This is a genomic window from Streptomyces sp. NPDC088707 (assembly GCF_044752725.1).
Lineage (GTDB): Bacteria > Actinomycetota > Actinomycetes > Streptomycetales > Streptomycetaceae > Streptomyces.
The window spans coordinates 39,893-58,539 of the sequence record NZ_JBIVLV010000007.1 but is presented as its reverse complement, the minus strand read 5'-3'; the positions used below and the strand labels follow the sequence as shown (position 1 = coordinate 58,539).

Here is an 18,647-nt window from a genome sequence, read left to right as displayed (position 1 = left end):
CCGCCAGACCGGCCTTCGACTCACCCGTCCGCCCGGCTCGCAATCCGCTCACCCGCTCACCCGCTCACCCGCCCATGCGCCCGCTCGCTCCCTCGCTCGCCCGGCTCGTCCACAGGTCCGTACACCCACCGTTCTCGACTGGGGGTCACCGTCCATGACCAGCTCCACCCCGCGCAGAACCGTTCTCGCAGCGGCCCTCGCGGCCGCCGGAACGGCCGCCACGGCCGCTCCCGCCGTGGCCGCCGGCCCGGACCGCGCCGCCGACTGCCCGCCCGACGCACCGGCCGCGGGCCCTGCCTCCGCCGCGGACGCGGGGCGGGGCCACGCCCCCGCGCCCGGCCTCGTCGACAACCGCTTCTGGTCCTCGTACACGGACTGGAGGTGCGGCAGCTCGGCCGGTACGCAGGCGGTCGCCGGACTCCGCCCGGGCCTGGTCCTCGCCACCCCGGCCGGGCTCACCGACTACACCGACCCGCACACCGGGCGGACCTCCGCGTGGGAGTACGCCGCCTGGACCTCGCCCGAGCACACCCCGGCCGTGCCCGCCACCGAGGTCATCGCCTCCTGGAACGCCCGGACGCCGCCCGGCACCTGGCTCCAGGTCGAGCTGTCCGGCACGTACACCGACGCGACCGCCACCCCCTGGTACGTCCTGGGCCGCTGGGCCTCCGGGGACGGCGACATCCGGCGGACCTCGGTCGACGACCAGACCGACGGCCGCAGCACGGTCTGGACCGACACCTTCGCGATCGACGACGCGACGAGCGGCCTGCGGCTGGCCTCGTACCGGCTGCGCCTGACGCTCTACCGTGCCCCGGGCAGCGGTCTCACGCCCACGGTCTGGCGGCTGGGCGCGATGGCCTCGGACATCCCGGACCGCTTCAGCGTCCCGGCCTCCACGCCGGGCCCGGCCCGCGAGCTGGCCGTTCCGCGCTACTCGCAGAACACCCACGTCGGGCAGTACCCCGAGTACGACAACGGCGGCGAGGCGTGGTGCAGCCCGACCTCCTCCCAGATGATCGTCGAGTACTGGGGGCGCCGCCCGTCGGCCGAGGAACTGGCCTGGGTGAACCCGGCCTTCGCCGACCCGCAGGTCTGCCACGCGGCCCGCTTCACCTTCGACCACCAGTACGAGGGTTGCGGCAACTGGCCCTTCAACGCCGCCTACGCGGCCACGTACCCGGACATGAACGCCGTGGTCACCCGGCTGCGCTCGCTCACCGAACTGGAGAGCCTGATCCGGGCCGGCATCCCGGCCATAACGTCCCAGTCCTTCCTCAAGGAGGAACTGACCGGGGCCGGCTACGGCACCTCCGGCCACCTCATGACCGTCATCGGCTTCACGGCGGACGGCGACATCATCGCGAACGACCCCGCCTCACCCAGCAACGAGGCCGTCCGCCGGGTCTACCGGCGGCGCGAGTGGGAGAACATCTGGCTCCGCACCAAGCGGTACAACGCGAGCGGGAAAGTGGTCTCCGGCACAGGCGGGGTCTGCTACCTCTACTTCCCCGAGCGGCCCTCGTCCGCGCAGCGCAAGGCACTCGCGGCCCTCGGCGTCGTCTGACGCGGCGGCGTGGCCCCGGGGGACGTGACCGACGTCTCTACCCCGGGGCCGCCCCCGTACCGCAAGGTGGTCGCCATGACCTCCACCTCCGCCGCCGCCACCCGACTCCTCCTCCGCGCCCGGACGGGCGGCCCGAAGGACGACCAGGGCCCCAAGATCCTCGAACACGTCCTCGGCTGGACCCTGGTCGTCGTGCTCGCCGTGTTCGTCACGCGCGCCGGCCTCATGTGACCTCGGCGGCCCGCCCGCCGCCCCGATGTCACCGCACGACGCCGTGGGCGTCCCTCGGCGTCCGTGTGATCCCCCCGGCCGCCGGGTGATCCCGATGCCTCGGACGGGCATACTCCCCGCGACCCCGCGCGCGCCCCGCACGCCCGTGCCCGTGCCCGCGCCCGGCAGGGAGGAGCGCCCGGCCATGGCCGACAGCACCCCGGACGGCGTCGAACGCCGGCTGCCCACCGACGAGGCCCGCGAGCTGCTCGCCCTGACGCGGGACATCGCCCGCCGGGAGATCGCCCCGCGCGCCGCCGAGGAGGAGGACGCCGGACACTTCCCCCGCGAGCTGTTCACCCTGCTGTCCCGCTCCGGGCTGCTCGGACTGCCCTACGACCCCGAACACGGCGGGGGCGGTCAGCCGTACGAGGTCTACCTCCAGGTCCTGGAGGAGCTGGCCGCGGCCCGGCTCACCGTCGGGCTCGGTGTCAGCGTCCACAGCCTCTCCTGCCACGCGCTCGCCCGCTACGGCACCGACGAGCAGCGTGCCGCCCAGCTGCCCGCCATGCTCGGCGGCGGCCTTCTCGGCGCGTACTGCCTCTCCGAACCCTCCGCCGGATCGGACGCGGCGGCGCTCCGCACCCGGGCGGTCCGGGACGGCGACGGCGGCGACTGGGTGATCGACGGCACGAAGGCGTGGATCACCCACGGCGGGATCGCCGACTTCTGCACGGTGATGGCCCGGACCGGCGAGGAGGGGGCGCGGGGCATCACCGCCTTCCTGGTGCCGGGGGACGCACCGGGACTGAGCGCGGCCCCGCCCGAGCGCAAGATGGGCATGAAGGGCTCGCCCACGGCGCAGCTCCACTTCGACGGCGTGCGGGTCCCCGACGCGCGGCGCCTCGGCGCGGAGGGGCAGGGGTTCGCCATCGCGCTCGACGCCCTGGACTCGGGGCGGCTGGGCATCGCCGCCTGCGCGGTCGGGCTCGGTCAGGCGGCCCTGGACGTGGCCCTCGCGTACGCCGTGGAACGCCGGCAGTTCGGCCGGCCGATCGCCGACTTCCAGGGCATCCGCTTCCTGCTCGCCGACATGGCGACCCGGATCGAGGCGGGCCGGGCGCTGTACCTGGAGGCGGCCCGGCTCCGGGACGAGGGGCGGCCCTTCGGCCGCCGCGCGGCCATGGCCAAGCTGTTCTGCTCGGACGCCGCCATGCAGATCACGACGGACGCGGTGCAGGTGCTCGGCGGCTACGGGTACACGGCGGACTTCCCCGTGGAGCGGTATCTGCGGGAGGCGAAGATGCTGCAGATCGTCGAGGGCACGAACCAGATCCAGCGTGTGGTGATCAGCAGATCGCTGCTGGAGAGGGGAAGGTAGCAGGGCAGCCGGACCCGCCTTCGCGACGACCGCGCGGGGCTCCCCTTCCCGAGGAGGACTTCTGATGCGCAGCGTGACGTACTCGATGAGCATGTCGCTCGACGGCTACATCGTCGGGCCGGACGGCGGCTTCGACTGGACGGTCCCCGAGGACGAGGCCTTCCGCTTCTGGATCGACGAGATCCGCGGCGTCGGCGTCCACCTGCTGGGGCGGCGGCTGTACGAGACGATGCTGTACTGGGAGACCGCCGACCAGGATCCGTCGCTCGACGACGAGGGGCGTGAGTGGATCGAGCTCTGGAATCCGCTCCCGAAGGTGGTCTTCTCCCGCACGCTGTCGGAGGTGCGGGGCCATGCCCGCCTCGCCTCCGGTGGGCTGGCGGAGGAGATCGAGCGGTTGCGCGCCGAGCCGGGCGAGGGTGACATCGCGATCGGCGGCGCGACGCTCGCCGCCGAGGCGGCCGAGCTGGGTCTGATCGACGAGTACCAGGTCATGGTCTACCCGGTGCTGGTCGGCGGTGGCATTCCGTTCTTCGCCAGGAACGAGCGCCAGGTGGAGCTGGAACTCGCCGAGACCCGCAGGATCGGCCCCCGGGTCGTGTACCTGCGCTACCGCGTGGTGCGCTAGGCGGACCGGGGCGCGCGGGGGCGGGCGAGAGCTCACGCGCCGGGCGGGCACGATCGCGCGCGGGGGCGGGCGAGGTCGTTCAGAGCGCGCGGGGGGCGTGTGTCGGGCGGAGGGGGCTGCCTGTCGCGCCGGAAGGGTTGCCTGTCGGTCCGGACCTCTCGGGCCGGCCGGTTCGTGCGCGGGCAAGCCGGGTCCGCACGCCGTACACGCCGGATCCATCCCGGCCGTACCGCGTGTCCGCGTCCGTTCCCGTCAGCTCCGGCGGGTGGTCACCGCCCGTCGCCCGGCCGGAACAGAGTCCCGCTGACGCGTACCGTGCGGTCCGCCCAGACGGGGCCCGAGGCGAGGCGCGCCCATTCCTGGTCGCGGTGGCCCGGGAGGGTGCGTCCCTGGCTCGCCCAGAGGGAGAGCACGGCCTTGTAGATGGGCGGGTCGGCGGGGAGATGGGTCGGCCCGGGCGTCGGCGCCGGCGCCGGTACGGGTACGGGCACCGGCGCGGGCGGATGCATCGCCGCGGCCGTCGGAGCGGGCCCCGGGGGCGGGTGAGGAACCGATTCTCCAAGGCGCGGTTCGGCCTGTCGGTGCCGACCGATTCCGCTGGGCGTCGTGTACAGCGTGGTCATGCCCGACCAACGCGCCCCGGCGGCCGTGGTCACCGCCGAGGGGATTCGAGCGGCAGTTCGTCCGGTACCCGGTGCACGACTCTGGCCCCCCGGCGCGAACCTGACGTACCGTCAGTTTCCCTCGCGGAAGACACGCGCTCGCCGACCAGGAGGTCAGCCATGTCCGTGCACCGGCACGTCGACGACCGGCCCGTCGCCCTCGACGAATACCCCGTGCACCAGGCCCCGCTCTCGATGAAGCACCACGTCAGCGGCGACCGCAACGCCTACGACCGGTGCATCTTCCACGTCTTCGACCACACCGGCCGCGCCCTGCTCATCGCCGGCCTCGGGGTCTACCCGAACACCGGGGTGGTCGACGCCTACGCCACCCTCCGCGTCGGTGACCGGCTGCACGCCGTCCGGGCCTCCGACGCGCTCGGCGACGACCGGACGAACCTCTCCGTCGGCCCGTTCACCATCACCGTCGACGAGCCCCTCAAGCGCCTCTCCCTGCACTGCGCGGCCGATCCGGACGACCCCGAGGGCCTCTCGTACGACGTGAGCTGGACCGGCGACTTCCCCGCCGTCTGGGAACCCCACCACACCCAGCGCCACGGCGGCCGCCTCACCCTGGAGGGCCGCCGCTTCGTCCAGGCCGGGCACTGCGCGGGCACGATCAGGGCGGGCGGCGAGGAGTTCGCGGTCACGCCGGGGGAGTGGACCGGCACCCGCGACCGCAGCTGGGGCGTCCGTCCGATCCCCGGCGAGGAGCCCGGCCGCGGCGCGGAGTTCCGCCCCGAGGGCTTCCACTGGCTCTGGATCCCGATGCTCTTCGAGGACCGCTTCCTCATGGTCATCGCCCAGGAGGACGCCGACGGCTACCGCACCCTCAACGAGGCCCTGCTCGTACGGAACGGCCACCGCGACACCCAACTCGGCTGGCCCCGCACCGAGATCACGTACCGCACGGGCACCCGGCACCCGGAACGGGCCACCGTCCACCTCGCCGACCCGACCGGGAAACCCCTGGAGATCGGCGTCGACATCCTCGCGTCCTCCCCGCTCGCCGTCGGCGCCGGCTACCCGCCCGCCACCGACTGGCAGCACGGGACCTGGCAGGGCCGCGGCTGGATCGACCGGCGCGTCTACGACCTCTCGGATCCGGCCGCCCACCCCATGGCCGCGTACGGCGTCACCGACCACGCCGCCCGCTTCACCCTCGACGGCCGCACCGGCTACGGCATCTTCGAGCACGGCTCGTTCGGCCGCCACGACCCCAGCGGCTTCGCCGACCACACGTCAACGGCCCTCTGAGGAGCCTCCCTTGACCTCCGCGCCCCGCCCCCGCACCACCACCCGCGACCCTGAGGCGCTTGGACGCCGGCTCACCGCCTGGCTCGACCGGCACCTGCCCGGGGCCCGTGTCACCGGGCTCGCCGTGCCCGGCTCCAACGGCATGTCCAGCGAGACCCTGCTCTTCGACCTGGAGCACCCGGACGCCCCGGTCCGCGGCTGCGCCCTGCGGCTGGCCGCCGACCCGGCTGCGTACACCGTCTTCCCCGTCTACGACATGGCCCGTCAGCACCGGGTCATGCGGCTGGTCGGCGAGCACACCGACATCCCCGTACCGCGCGTGCTGTGGCTCGAAGAGGACCCCGGGCCGCTCGGCGCGCCCTTCTTCGTGATGGCCCGCGCCGAAGGCCGGGTCCCGCCGGACGTCATGCCCTACACGTACGAGGGGAACTGGCTGCACGCCGCCACCGACGAGGAACGCGCCCTGCTGGAAGCCGAGTCCGTCTCCGTCCTCGCGCGGCTGCACGACCAGTTCCCGGCGAAGGAGGCAGAGTTCCTGCTGCCGGACGGCCCGGGGACGCCGTTGCGGCGGCATGTGGACGCCCAACGCGCCTACTACGCCTGGGTGGTGCAGGGACTCGCGCCCTCACCACTCATCGAGTCGGCCTTCGACTGGCTGGAGGCGCACTGGCCGGCCGACGAGGGCCCGGCCGTCCTCGGCTGGGGTGACGCGCGCATCGGGAACATCGTCTACGACGGATTCGTCCCCGCCGCCGTCCTCGACTGGGAGATGGCGGCCTGCGTCCCGCGCGAGGTCGACCTCGGCTGGGCGGTCTACCTGCACCGCTTCTTCCAGGATCTGACCGTCGGCTTCGGCCAGCCCGGGCTGCCCGGGTTCCTGCGGCGCGACGCGGTCGAACGGCGCTACGCCGAACTGACCGGCCACACCCCGCGCGACATGGAGTTCCACACCCTCTACGCGGCGCTGCGGCACGCGATCGTGATGCTCAGGATCGCGTACCGGCAGGCCCACTTCGGCGAGGTCGAGGTACCCGCGGACCCCGACGGCCTGATCCTGCACCACGCCACCCTGGCGGCGATGGTGCGGGGAAGCTACTGGTGAGCGGAGGGGCCCGAAGGCCCCGTCCGGACGTGCCCTAGGCCGCGCGCCGCATCTGCGGCACCCGGATCGGGCGCGAGCCCGGTCCGCCGACGTGCGAGAACGGCTGCGTGCGCCAGTCGAGACCCTGGGGGAGCGTCAGGAGCAGGGCGGTGTCCTGCTCCTGGACCTCCAGCGTGTCGTCGGCCGGGCGGGCCTCGGTCGCCGACAGGCCCGTGCCCGGGCAGACGGTCAGGACGAAGGGGTTCCACGGCGTCGGGCAGAGCGCGTGCTCCGGCAGCGCGTCCTCGTCCGCGAGCAGCGCGATCGGCTGCACGCACTCCGGGCAGACGACCCGGAACATCTCAAAGGTGTCGTACGCGTCGAGCTCTTCGGACGTGTCGACCGAATCAACAGGCTCCTGCATGGAGAATCTCCCCCTCGGGTGGGTCGGCCGGATCTGTACGGCCTCGACCACAGCAAGCACTTCCCATGCGGCCGTCCGCATAATCGTGTGGCAGTACCCGAGGCCGGACGCAAACCTGTGGCGTTCATCACATGCCCGCCGCAGGTGCCCCGTGATGACCCATACCGCCCGATTGCGGTCGACCCCGCCGGTGCCGCTCCTCTCCGGGAGCAATAGGGTCACCGCATGGAGGAGCTGGATCGTCAGATCGTCGAGTTGCTCGTCAAGGACGGGCGCATGAGCTACACCGACCTGGGCAAGGCCACGGGCCTGTCCACGTCGGCGGTGCATCAGCGCGTCCGTCGTCTGGAGCAGCGCGGAGTCATCCGCGGCTACGCCGCCGTCGTGGACCCGGAGGCCGTCGGCCTGCCGCTGACCGCCTTCATCTCGGTCAAACCCTTCGACCCCAGCGCCCCCGACGACACCCCCGACCGGCTCGCCGACATCCCGGAGATCGAGGCGTGCCACAGCGTCGCAGGTGACGAGAACTACATCCTCAAGGTCCGGGTCGCCACCCCGCTGGAGCTGGAGCACCTGCTCAGCCGCATCCGCTCCCAGGCCGGCGTCTCCAGCCGCACCACCGTGGTCCTCTCCACCCCGTACGAGGCACGGCCGCCGCGCATCTGACGGGGGCGGCCGCGCGGGACGGGGCCGTACGACGCGCGCGTAGGGCGCTCAAGGGAGACCTGCCCCACGCGCGCGTACGGCGCTCAAGGGAGACCTGCCCCACGCGCGCGTACGGCGCCCGACGGGGACCTGCCGGACAAACCGGGTCCCGGCAGGTCCTAGCCTGGTCGCATGAGTGAGTCCATGCCTCCCGCGTCTCCCGCCGAACACCGCACGGTGCTGCTGCGCGGTGGAGAAGTCCACAGCCCCGCCGACCCCTTCGCCACCGCCATGGTGGTGGAGCGCGGGCACGTCGCATGGGTGGGCTCGGAGGGCGCGGCCGACGCCTTCGCCACCGGCGTGGACGAGGTGGTCGACCTGGAGGGCGCGCTCGTCACCCCGGCGTTCGTCGACGCGCATGTCCACACGACCGCCACCGGGTTCGCCCTCACCGGGCTCGACCTGTCCGCCGCCGCCTCGCTCACCGAGGCGGCGCGGCTGATCCGCGCCCACGCCGCCGCCCGCCCCGAGGACCGCATCCTCATCGGCCACGGCTGGGACGCGTCCCGCTGGCCCGAGCGCCGGCCGCACACCCGCGCCGAACTCGACGAGCTCACCGGTGGCCGCCCGCTCTACCTCACCCGTATCGACGTCCACTCGGCCGTCGTCACCACCGCCCTCCTGGACCTCGTCCCCGGCGTCCGCGACCTGGACGGCTTCCACGACGGACAGCGGCCCCTCACCGGCGACGCCCACCACGCCGTGCGGGCCGCCGCCTTCGGCGCGGTCTCCGCCCGCCAGCGCACCGAGGCGCAGCGCGCGGCCCGGAGCCGGGCCGCCTCCCTCGGCATCGGCACGCTGCACGAGTGCGGCGGCCCCCGCATCTCCTCGGAGGACGACTTCACCGGCCTCCTGGACCTGGCCCGCGACGAGGCCGGCCCCCGGATCGTCGGCTACTGGGCGGACCTCGACGTCGAGCGGGCCCGCGGCCTCGGCGCCCTGGGCGCGGCCGGCGACCTGTTCGCCGACGGCTCCCTCGGCTCCCACACGGCGTGCCTGCACGAGCCCTACGCCGACCACGCCGACGCCGGCCACACGGGGGCCGCCCACCTGGACGCGGCCACCATCGCCCTCCATGTCGTGGCCTGCACCGAGGCGGGCCTCCAGGCCGGCTTCCACGCCATCGGGGACGCCGCCGTCACCGCCGTCGTCGAGGGGGTCAGGGCAGCCGCCGAGAAGCTCGGCCTGGCGAGGATCAGGGCCGCCCGGCACCGCGTCGAGCACGTCGAGATGCTCACCCCCGAGACCGTCGCGGCCTTCGCCGAGCTCGGCCTCACCGCCTCCGTCCAGCCCGCGTTCGACGCGCTCTGGGGCGGCGAGGAGGGCATGTACGCCGACCGGCTGGGCGCCGGGCGGGCCCGCACCCTCAACCCGTACGCGGCGCTGCTGCGCGCCGGTGTGCCGCTGGCCTTCGGCTCGGACAGCCCGGTGACCCCGCTCGACCCCTGGGGCGCCGTCCGCGCCGCCGCGTTCCACCGCACCCCCGAGCACCGGATCTCCGCCCGGGCCGCCTTCACCGCCCACACCCGGGGCGGCTGGCGGGCCGTGGGCAGGGACGACGCCGGGACGCTGGTACCGGGCGCCCCGGCCGACTACGCGGTCTGGCGCACCGAGGAGCTCGTCGTCCAGGCCCCCGACGACCGCGTGGCCCGCTGGTCCACCGACCCGCGCTCCGGAACACCCGGTCTGCCCGATCTGTCCCCCGGTGTCGATCTTCCCGTCTGCCTGCGGACGGTCGTGCACGGACAGCCGGTGTTCGTACGGCCGAACGAGTGATGTAGGGATATGTCCCACCCGGGACGCCCCTTCCGCACGTTTGTCCCCGACCTGCGGATCTTCACCTCCGGCCTGGCCTTTCAGGGAGTCTTCGCAGGTCAAGCAGGTGTTGACAGTCGACCGTCGGAGGCGGGTAGGTTCTCCGCGTCCACCACAGGACGTCCGACCGGACAGCATCTCCACGCACGCGCCGAACGCCGCCCGCGCCTCGGCCGCGAGGGAAGGTTTCTCCGGCGGAAGGTGCGACCCGGGTGGGGCCCGGACGTTCAGTAGACAACGGCTTCGGTCGATCCGCCGCCAGCGGATCCCGGGTCGGACCGAAGGACGACGGGCCCCGCACCGCACGTCACACGCGCGTACGACCCCGCCGCGCCACGTCCCACCTGCGATCCGGCCCCGCCGCGCCGCCGCGGAGCCCGCGCTCCCGGCCCCGCCGCGCAGCCGCGGAGCCCGCGCTTCCGCCGCCGCCCCGCCCCGCCCGGTCGACCCGCCGCGCTGGAGCACTCCGGGGACCTCGCTATGGTGGGGGCCTGTGTATGTATCCGAAGGGGCAGTAGTGAACGACGGTGGCCAGAGGCGTTACGGCCCGCTCGGCAAGGCCTTGGTGATCATTCCGACCTACAACGAGGCGGAGAACATCAAGCCGATCGTCGCGCGGGTGCGGGAAGCCGTACCCGAGGCGCACGTCCTCGTCGCCGACGACAACAGCCCTGACGGCACGGGCAAGTTCGCGGACGAGATCGCGTCCGAGGACGACCACGTGCACGTCCTGCACCGCAAGGGCAAGGAGGGGCTCGGCGCCGCCTACCTCGCCGGCTTCCGGTGGGGCATCGAGCACGGGTACGGCGTTCTCGTCGAGATGGACGCCGACGGCTCACACCAGCCCGAGGAGCTGCCGCGGCTGCTCACCGCCCTCAAGGGCGCGGACCTCGTCCTCGGCTCCCGCTGGGTGCCGGGCGGCCGCATCGTGAACTGGCCGAAGTCCCGCGAGTTCATCTCCCGGGGCGGCAGCCTCTACTCGCGCGTGATGCTCGACGTGCCGATCCGCGACGTCACCGGCGGCTACCGGGCCTTCCGCAAGGAGACCCTGGAGGGCCTGGGCCTGGAGGACGTGGCCTCGGCCGGCTACTGCTTCCAGGTCGACCTGGCGCGCCGCGCCGTCGCCGCCGGCTTCCATGTCGTCGAGGTCCCGATCACCTTCGTGGAGCGCGAGATCGGCGACTCGAAGATGAGCCGGAACATCGTGGTCGAGGCGCTCTGGCGGGTCACCGGCTGGGGCCTGTCGGCGCGGGCGGAGAAGGTCGGCAGGATCCTCGGCCGCAAGGCCTCCTGACCCCCTGCCGGGGCGTCCCGCACTGATCCTTTCTTTACGACGTTCCGGCGGGGCGCCAGGCACACTGGGGACCATGACGACCGGCGCAACGCCTCCCCTCGCCCCGAAGCGCTCACGCGCGCGTACCTTCCTTCCGCTCGCCGTCGCCGCCTGGCTGGTCCTCGAGATCTGGCTGCTCACGGTGGTGGCGGACGCGGCGGGCGGACTGACCGTCTTCGCCCTCCTCGTCGGCGGCATCGTGCTCGGTGCCGCCGTCGTCAAGCGGGCGGGCCGCCGTGCCTTCCGCAACCTCAGCTCGACCTTCCAGCAGGCCCAGGCCGCCGCGCAGACCGGCGCCGTGCCGTCGGCGCCCGAGCGGACCGGCGCGGAGGACCGCAACGGCTTCCTGATGCTCGGCGGTCTGCTCCTGATGATCCCCGGCCTGGTCTCGGACGTCCTCGGTCTCCTCCTGCTGATCCCGCCGGTCCGCTCGCTCCTCGGGAGGTACGCGGACCGGGCCGCCGAGCGCCGGATGGCCGCCGCGTCTCCCGGCAGCCTCCAGGACGCCTTCCAGCAGGCTCGTATCCACCGCCCTGACGGCAAGGTCGTCCAGGGCGAGGTCATCCGCGAGGACGCCGCTCAGGGCCCGCGTCGGGCCGACGGGTCCCGCCCGCCCCTGACGCCCTGATGCCCCCCGTGCCCCGTTCCCGCACCGAGGTGAGGGAACGGGGCACGGAGAACGCCGCGGGGCCCGGCACACAGTTCGTGTACCGGGCCCCGCGGCGTTGTTCTTACCGGTGCGTCCGCTAGGCGGACTTGCGGCTGTCGCGCGGATGCACGGCGATGTTCATGGCGCCGGAACGCAGGACGGCCAGCCTCTCGGCGAGGACCTCCTCCAATTCCTCGCGGGTGCGTCGCTCCATGAGCATGTCCCAGTGCGTACGCGCAGGCTTGCCCTTCTTCTCCTCAGGTCCGTCCCCGTCCACCAGGAGTGCCTGGATTCCGCAGACCTTGCACTCCCACTCCGGCGGAATTTCCGCTTCCACCGAGAAGGGCATCTCAAAACGATGGCCCTTCTCGCATGCGTACTCCACGGCCTGGCGCGGGGCCAGATCGATGCCGCGGTCGGTCTCGTAGCTCGTCACCACGAGGCGCGTGCCGCGAAGAGCTCGCTCACTCATGAATCGTGCCTCCCGGGCTTGTCGCCCACAGGACAGGTGTCGCTGTCGTCGTTATCCGGTCAACGTCCGGTCGGCGGTAAAGATTCCCGTGCCGGGTCATGCGTCGCCCGTCGTGCCGCCCCTTGTTGTACCCACCAGTGCCCGTTTTGTCACATCTGACGGCAGAAGTGACCCGGTGTCTTCACCAAAGCAGCACGCAGTAACGGTCCGCCTGGCAGGCCAAACGCGTACACTACCGCCCTTTCACTGCCACGTCTAAATACGGTCGGGTATCGGGTTCCCGGCGGCCTCCACCGCGCGTCTGACCGGCACCCGCGCGAGCAGGACGAAGCCGACCACGAAGAAGATCACCAGGGAGATGATGGCATCCCGGTAGCTCCCGGTCAGCTGATACGCGAGACCGAACACGAGTGGACCCAGCCAACTGAGCCCCCGATCGCTCATCTCGTACGCCGAGAAGTACTCCGCCTCCTTGCCGCGCGGCACCAGATGCGAGAACAGCGAGCGCGACAGAGCCTGGCTTCCGCCCAGTACCAGGCCGATCGCGGCCGCCAGACAGAAGAAGAACACGGGCGCGTCGGCCGGCAGGAAGTAGCCCGCCACCAGGATCAGCGTCCAGACCGCGAGCGAGCCCAGAATCGTCCGCTTGGCGCCGTACGACCGGGCGAGTCGCCCCATGCCGAGCGCGCCGGCCACCGCGAGGATCTGGACCAGCAGGACCGCCGTGATGAGCGTGGTCTGGTCGAGCCCCAGTTCCTCCGAGCCGAACACCGAGGCCTGCGAGATCACCGTCTGCACGCCGTCGTTGTAGACCAGGTAGGCGAGCAGGAAGGAGAGCGTCAGCGGATGCCTCCGCATGTCCTTCAGGGTCGCCCGCAGCTGCCGCCAGCCGCTGCCGACCGTGCCCCCGCCGGCTCCCTCCCGCCCTTCCGGGCCGACCTTGCGGTCCCGGAGCCGCCGCAGCGGTACGACGGTGAAGGCCCCCCACCAGACACCGGCCGAGGCCAGACAGATCCGGACCGCCTCGCCCTCGGTGAGACCGAAGGAGTCGTGGCCCGAGTAGAGGATCAGGTTCAGTACGAGGACCAGCGCGCCGGACGTGTAGCCGAAGGCCCAGCCGCGCGAGGAGACCGCGTCCCGCTCGTCCGGCTCCGCGATCTGCGGCAGATAGGCGTTGTAGAGCACCATCGAGACCGAGATCGAGGCGTTCGCCACGATCAGCAGGAACGTGCCCAGCAGATACCGGTCGCCCGCCAGGAAGAACATCCCCGCCGTGGCCGTCGCGCCCACATAGGCCGCGGCCGCCAGCAGCGGCTTCTTCCGGCCCGTACGGTCCGCGATCGCGCCGACCAACGGCATCAGCAGCACCGCGACCACGATCGAGGCCGACACGGCGTACGCGAAGAGCGAGCCGGCCCGCACGGGTATCCCGAGCGGGTGCACATAGCCCTCCGCGTCGGCCGCCGCCCGGGCCACCGAGGTCAGGTACGGGCCGAGGAACACGGTGAGCACGCTCGTCGAGTACACCGAGCACGCGAAGTCGTAGAAGTACCAGCCCCGCTGTTCCCGCTTGCGCTCGGCGGGATCGGAGGCGTACTCCTCCGGTGCGGTGGTTCCAGCGGTCAAGGCCGCGCCCCCTCGTTCGTCCCCGTGACCGGGCCCGGTGATCCGGGTCCGGAGCCACCGGGACGCGCGCTCAGACCCACGCACCCCGCTCGGTCAGCACCGAGCGCAGCGTCTCCAGTTGATCGGTCATGATGCCATCGACCCCGAGGTCGAGGAGAGAGTTCATCCGGGCCGGATCGTTGACCGTCCACACATGGACCTGGAGCCCGCGCGCGTGCGCCTCCCGGACGAAGCGGCGGTCCACCACCGGGATGCCGCCCTGCCGCTCGGGGACCTGTGCGGCGATCGCCCCGGCCCGTACCGCCGCCGGGATGCCGAGCGAGCGCAGCCGCAGCCCGATCACCCCGCGCACCCCGAACGAGGTGGCCAGCCGGGGGCCGGCCAGCTGCTGGGCGCGGACGACCCGGGCCTCGGTGAACGAGCCCACGCAGACCCGGTCCCAGGCGCCCTTCTCGCGGATCAGGTTCACCAGCGGATACAGCGCCGACTCGGCCTTGAGGTCCACGTTCCAGCGGGCCTCGGGGAACTCGTCCAGGAGGTCGGCGAAGAGCGGCAGCGGTTCCTTGCCCGCGACGCGTGCCTCCCGCACCGCCGCCCACGGCAGGTCGCCGATCCGGCCCGAGGCGTCCGTGACCCGGTCGAGGGTCGCGTCGTGGAAGGCGACGAGAGCCCCGTCCGACGTCGTGTGCACATCGGTCTCGAAGTAGCGGTAGCCCGCGGCGGCGGCCCGGCGGAAGGCGGCCGCGGTGTTCTCCAGGCCGTTCGCCGTGCCGCCGCGATGGGCGAACGGGAGGGGCGCGGGATGGTCGAGGTAGGGGTGGCGTACGCGAGTCACCGCCGCAGTATGGCGCCTTCCGGTGTCGCGGGCGCGACCGCGGTGCTTCCGGATTCCGGCTCGGGAACGGCGAACCAGCGAAGGAAGAACTGCGCGAGGGGCCCGATGGCCAGCGCGTACAGCACCGTGCCGACGCCGACCGAGCCGCCGAGCAGGAAGCCGGTGGCGACCACCGCCACCTCGATCGCCGTCCGCACCAGCCGGATCGAGCGGCCGGTGAGCCGGTGCAGACCGGTCATCAGGCCGTCGCGCGGGCCGGGGCCGAACCGCGCCGCGATGTACAGACCGGTCGCCACCCCGTTGAGGACGATCCCGGCCACGAGGAGCGGGATCCGCCCCGCCAGACCGTGGACGTCCGGGACGAGCGCCAGGGTTCCGTCCATCGCCAGGCCGATCGCGAACACGTTGGAGACCGTGCCGAGACCCGGCCGCTGCCGGATCGGGATCCACAGCAGCAGCACCACGGCCCCGACGATGATCGACACCACGCCGATGGTCAGGCCGGTCTTCTCGGCGAGGCCCTGGTGGAGTACGCCCCAGGGCTCCAGGCCGAGACCGCTGCGCACCAGCAGCGCCGAACTGACCCCGTACAGCGTCAGCCCCACGTAGAGCTGGACGAGCCGACGGGTGAGGTGCCGGCCGTGGAGGCCGGAGGCGATGGACAAGGTTCTTCCCCCCAGGGTGGTGGTAGTGGACTGGCTCATGACACTCTGTGGCGGTGGAACGGGTGCCAACCATGGCCAATTCGAGGAAGGTGGACTGATTTCGATGGCCCAGTGGACTTCGGCGGTAGGACCGGCGCAGCTCGCCCGGCAGCTCCAGGCGCAGCAGCCGCGGCCCGCCGGACCCGGGACGCGGAAGCCGCCCGCCTACCGCGCCCTGGCCGACGGGATCCGGCTGCTCGTCCTGGAGGGCCGGGTCCCGGTCGCCGCCCGGCTGCCCGCCGAGCGGGAACTCGCCCTCGCCCTGACCGTCAGCCGCACGACGGTGGCCGCGGCCTACGAGGCGCTCCGCGCCGAGGGCTTCCTCGAGTCGCGCCGGGGGGCCGGCAGCTGGACCGCTGTACCGGCCGGGAACCCGCTGCCCGCGCGAGGACTCGAACCGCTGCCGCCCGAGGCGCTCGGCTCGATGATCGACCTCGGCTGCGCGGCGCTGCCGGCGCCCGAGCCCTGGCTCACCCGCGGCGTCCAGGGCGCCCTCGAGGAACTGCCCCCGTACGCCCACACCCACGGCGACTACCCGGCGGGGCTGCCCGCGCTGCGGCAGATGCTCGCCGACCGGTACACCGCGCGCGGCATCCCCACGATGCCCGAGCAGATCATGGTCACGACCGGTGCCATGGGGGCCATCGACGCCATCTGCCACCTGTTCGCGGGCCGCGGCGAGCGCATCGCCGTCGAGTCCCCGTCGTACGCGAACATCCTCCAGCTGATGCGGGAGGCCGGGGCCCGGCTCGTGCCCGTCGCCATGTCCGAGGGGCTCGGCAGCTGGGACCTGGGCCGCTGGCGGCAGGTGCTGCGCGACGCGGCACCCCGCCTCGCGTACGTGGTGGCGGACTTCCACAATCCGACCGGCGCCCTGGCCGACGAGGACCAGCGCCGGCAGCTCGTGGACGCCGCCCGCTCGGCCGGCACCGTCCTCGTCGTCGACGAGACCATGGCCGAGCTCCACCTGGACGACGACCTGGAGATGCCCCGGCCGGTCTGCGCCTTCGACCCGGCCGGCTCCACCGTCCTCACGGTCGGCTCCGCCAGCAAGGCCTTCTGGGCGGGCATGCGCATCGGCTGGGTGCGGGCCGCGCCCGACGTCATCCGTTCCCTGGTGGCCGCGCGCGCGTACGCCGACCTCGGTACGCCCGTCCTCGAACAGCTCGGTGTGAACTGGCTCATGCGCACCGGCGGCTGGGAGGAGGCCGTCACGCTCCGCCGCGACCAGGCGCGGGAGAACCGGGACGCGCTGGTCGCCGCGGTCCGCAGGGAACTCCCGGAGTGGGAGTTCTCGGTGCCGCGCGGCGGGCTCACCCTCTGGGTCCGCACCGGTGGCCTCTCCGGCTCCCGGCTCGCCGAGGCGGGGGAGCGGGTCGGCGTCAGGGTCCCCTCGGGCCCCCGCTTCGGCGTGGACGGGGCTTTCGAGGGCTTCGTCCGGCTGCCCTTCACGGTCGGCGGACCCGTCGCCGACGAGGCCGCGGCCCGGCTGGCCGCCGCGGCCCGGCTGGTCGAGTCGGGCGCGGGCGGGGGCACCGAACCGCCGCGCTCGTTCGTGGCCTAGCCGCCCGCGCGCTCGCGCGGCGCGTGAAGAGGCCGGTACGGACCCCCAGGTCCGTACCGGCCTCTTCACGCGCGCGTGGTGCTCAGCCCTCCGCGGGGACGGGGGCGTGCAGCGGGGCGGGGCCCGGGTCCGGCTCGGCGCGGGGCGCCGGTGCCGGTTCGGGGAGGGGCGCCGGTTCGGGGCTCCGCACGGTGATCTTCTCGATCGCCATGGTCGCCGCCGCGCGCCGCTCCGGGAGGAGTTCGAGCACCGCCTGCCGGTGCGCCTCGCTGGTCGCGTCGTCGTACGGGTCGGGGGTCGCCGGCACCTGGAGGCGCAGCACCGGCCCGCTGCCCAGGCGGGCATAGCCGCGGCCCGCGGGGACCTGGGGCGTCGGGGTGGTGTGCGGCTCGGTGCCGAGGACGGCGGCGATCTGGTCGGGGGCGGCGGGGCCGAGCACGATCCGGGCCCTGGTGTGGGTCCGTACCGCCTCGCTCAGGGTGTCCACGCTGTCGAACTGCTCGGCGACCACCACCGTGACCTGGGCCGCGCGGCCGTGTCGCAGCGGCACCTGGAGCAGCTCCTGCGGGTCGGGACGGCCGTCGGCGGCGGCCAGGTCGCCGAGGACGCCCGGTCGGTCGAGCAGGATCCAGAGCGGTCGCCGGGTGTCCTCGGGGGCCGGGTGGCCCGCCTGCCGGGCCCGGTTGGCGGCGATCAGCCGTCGTTCCGTCTCGTGCGCCGCCCACTCCAGGCTGGCCAGCGAGCCGGAGAGCCCGCACTCGACGGCGAGCACGCCGTCGCGGCCGGTGAGGCACGCGTACTCGCCGGTGCCGCCGCCCTCGACGATCAGTACGTCTCCGTGGGGGAGGGCCTGGAGCGCGATCGAGCGCAGCAGGGTGGTGGTGCCGCTGCCCGGCTGGCCGACGACCAGCAGATGCGGCTCGGTGGAGCGGGGGCCGGTGCGCCAGACGACGGCCGGCGCGTCCTCCGTACCGTCGGCGGCGACCACGGGCACGGTCCGCTGCACGGCGTCCGCGTCGGTGAAGCCCAGGACGGTCTCGCCCGGCACGGTGACGAAGCGCTGGGCGGCGATGGTGGTGGGCAGGGCGGGCAGCACGCTCATGACGAGCCGGTTGCCCTCCTCGTCCCAGTCGAAGCGGTACTCACGGCCGCGCCCGGACTTGGCGTGCAGCAGCTGCTCGATGCGCGCGCGTGCGGCGGGCTCGCCGTCGGTGAAGTACGGCGGGTAGGCGATCTTCAGTCGGGTGGGACGCCCGTCCTCGTCGAAGGCGTACTCCGTGAAAGCGCCGCTCCAGTCACCGCCGTGGGCGAAGAGCGGGGCGGGGTCGTCCGCGACCGAGAAGTACGGCACGAGGGCCTCGTAGAGGCCCTTGAGCCGGGCGATCTCGGCGTCGTCGGGCCCGGTCTTGACGACCGGGCGCTCGCGTCCTCGCCACGCGGCCGCGGCCATGAGCGTGACGAGCGCGAGGAGCGGCCCGTACGGCATGAGCGCGACGACCAGGACGCAGGCCGCGACCAGGAGCAGCGTCGGTCCACGCCGTTCCTTGGGGGTCGCGGCCCACTTGGCTCGCGCGGACGCGGCCAGCTTCCGCAGACCACGGGAGACCGTGATCAGTGGATGGAGCACGTCGGTGGCACTGTCGGCGGCCGTGCGCGCGATCTCTCGACTTCGAGCGATCTGTGCGCTGCCGCTGCTCAGAATGCGGGGGAGTGGTCGCCGGGCCACGAAGTACT

Annotated in this window: 18 protein-coding genes; 11 read left to right on the top strand and 7 right to left on the bottom strand. The window is 73.3% G+C overall.

The window, feature by feature from the left end; translation table 11 throughout:
• Positions 1-154: 154 nt before the first annotated feature.
• From ACIP84_RS21660 to ACIP84_RS21645, 4 genes are all read left to right on the top strand, one after another.
• Positions 155-1,567: a peptidase C39 family protein gene (locus ACIP84_RS21660; protein ID WP_401799488.1), complete on the top strand. Its 1,413-nt coding sequence runs from the start codon at positions 155-157 to the stop codon at positions 1,565-1,567.
• 75 nt (positions 1,568-1,642) lie between these two features.
• Entirely contained in the window at positions 1,643-1,798 is a 156-nt protein-coding gene (locus tag ACIP84_RS21655; protein WP_355963647.1) for an SCO1431 family membrane protein, read from the top strand.
• A gap of 184 nt (positions 1,799-1,982) precedes the next feature.
• The gene (locus ACIP84_RS21650) at positions 1,983-3,158 is read left to right on the top strand and encodes an acyl-CoA dehydrogenase family protein (RefSeq protein ID WP_401799485.1); all 1,176 of its coding nucleotides are present in this window, start codon (positions 1,983-1,985) and stop codon (positions 3,156-3,158) included.
• 64 nt (positions 3,159-3,222) lie between these two features.
• Positions 3,223-3,786 carry a dihydrofolate reductase family protein gene (locus ACIP84_RS21645; RefSeq protein ID WP_355963641.1) on the top strand — a complete coding sequence of 188 codons (564 nt, stop codon included), beginning with the start codon at positions 3,223-3,225 and terminating at the stop codon, positions 3,784-3,786.
• A 269-nt stretch (positions 3,787-4,055) separates the two neighbouring features.
• On the opposite strand, the gene ACIP84_RS21640 is transcribed toward ACIP84_RS21645, so the two are convergent.
• Positions 4,056-4,295: a hypothetical protein gene (locus ACIP84_RS21640; RefSeq protein ID WP_401799484.1), complete on the bottom strand. Its 240-nt coding sequence runs from the start codon at positions 4,293-4,295 to the stop codon at positions 4,056-4,058.
• A 273-nt stretch (positions 4,296-4,568) separates the two neighbouring features.
• On the opposite strand from ACIP84_RS21640, the gene ACIP84_RS21635 reads away from it, so the two are divergent.
• The gene (locus ACIP84_RS21635) at positions 4,569-5,705 is read left to right on the top strand and encodes a hypothetical protein (protein ID WP_401799481.1); all 1,137 of its coding nucleotides are present in this window, start codon (positions 4,569-4,571) and stop codon (positions 5,703-5,705) included.
• A gap of 10 nt (positions 5,706-5,715) precedes the next feature.
• The gene (locus ACIP84_RS21630) at positions 5,716-6,807 is read left to right on the top strand and encodes a phosphotransferase family protein (protein WP_401799479.1); all 1,092 of its coding nucleotides are present in this window, start codon (positions 5,716-5,718) and stop codon (positions 6,805-6,807) included.
• 34 nt (positions 6,808-6,841) lie between these two features.
• Here ACIP84_RS21630 and ACIP84_RS21625 read toward each other — a convergent pair whose 3' ends face one another.
• Positions 6,842-7,210, bottom strand: a complete 369-nt coding sequence (locus ACIP84_RS21625) for a hypothetical protein (protein WP_355963632.1) — start codon at positions 7,208-7,210, stop codon at positions 6,842-6,844.
• A gap of 225 nt (positions 7,211-7,435) precedes the next feature.
• Between ACIP84_RS21625 and ACIP84_RS21620 the strand changes: the two genes are divergently transcribed.
• The 4 genes from ACIP84_RS21620 (at position 7,436) to fxsA (ending at position 11,691) form a co-directional block, all read left to right on the top strand.
• Positions 7,436-7,876 (top strand): Lrp/AsnC family transcriptional regulator, encoded by a 441-nt coding sequence (locus tag ACIP84_RS21620; RefSeq protein ID WP_017242178.1) that lies wholly within the window; start codon positions 7,436-7,438, stop codon positions 7,874-7,876.
• Positions 7,877-8,047: 171 nt separating this feature from the next.
• Entirely contained in the window at positions 8,048-9,691 is a 1,644-nt protein-coding gene (locus ACIP84_RS21615; RefSeq protein ID WP_355963630.1) for an amidohydrolase, read from the top strand.
• A 556-nt stretch (positions 9,692-10,247) separates the two neighbouring features.
• Positions 10,248-11,024: a polyprenol monophosphomannose synthase gene (locus tag ACIP84_RS21610; RefSeq protein WP_401799475.1), complete on the top strand. Its 777-nt coding sequence runs from the start codon at positions 10,248-10,250 to the stop codon at positions 11,022-11,024.
• Between the two features lie 73 nt (positions 11,025-11,097).
• Positions 11,098-11,691, top strand: coding sequence for an FxsA family membrane protein (gene fxsA, locus ACIP84_RS21605; RefSeq protein ID WP_355963625.1), 594 nt, complete (start codon positions 11,098-11,100; stop codon positions 11,689-11,691).
• Positions 11,692-11,809: 118 nt separating this feature from the next.
• Here fxsA and ACIP84_RS21600 read toward each other — a convergent pair whose 3' ends face one another.
• The 4 genes from ACIP84_RS21600 to ACIP84_RS21585 all read right to left on the bottom strand — a co-directional run bounded on the left by ACIP84_RS21600 (position 11,810) and on the right by ACIP84_RS21585 (position 15,349).
• Complete coding sequence (locus ACIP84_RS21600; RefSeq protein ID WP_015032218.1) at positions 11,810-12,184, bottom strand: RNA polymerase-binding protein RbpA; 375 nt, start codon at positions 12,182-12,184, stop codon at positions 11,810-11,812.
• Positions 12,185-12,439: 255 nt separating this feature from the next.
• On the bottom strand, positions 12,440-13,810 hold the full coding sequence (locus ACIP84_RS21595; protein ID WP_355963622.1) for an MFS transporter: 1,371 nt from the start codon (positions 13,808-13,810) through the stop codon (positions 12,440-12,442).
• Between the two features lie 70 nt (positions 13,811-13,880).
• Positions 13,881-14,645, bottom strand: coding sequence for a glycerophosphodiester phosphodiesterase (locus ACIP84_RS21590; RefSeq protein ID WP_401799471.1), 765 nt, complete (start codon positions 14,643-14,645; stop codon positions 13,881-13,883).
• On the bottom strand, positions 14,642-15,349 hold the full coding sequence (locus tag ACIP84_RS21585; RefSeq protein WP_319322221.1) for a hypothetical protein: 708 nt from the start codon (positions 15,347-15,349) through the stop codon (positions 14,642-14,644). The genes ACIP84_RS21590 and ACIP84_RS21585 overlap by 4 nt, the downstream gene beginning before the upstream one ends.
• Before the next feature lie 64 nt (positions 15,350-15,413).
• Between ACIP84_RS21585 and ACIP84_RS21580 the strand changes: the two genes are divergently transcribed.
• Complete coding sequence (locus ACIP84_RS21580) at positions 15,414-16,913, top strand: PLP-dependent aminotransferase family protein (RefSeq protein ID WP_030316417.1); 1,500 nt, start codon at positions 15,414-15,416, stop codon at positions 16,911-16,913.
• An 82-nt stretch (positions 16,914-16,995) separates the two neighbouring features.
• Here ACIP84_RS21580 and ACIP84_RS21575 read toward each other — a convergent pair whose 3' ends face one another.
• A complete protein-coding gene (locus ACIP84_RS21575; protein WP_401799469.1) occupies positions 16,996-18,639 on the bottom strand; it encodes an ATP-binding protein in 1,644 nt (547 codons plus the stop codon).
• Between the last annotated feature and the right edge of the window lie 8 nt (positions 18,640-18,647).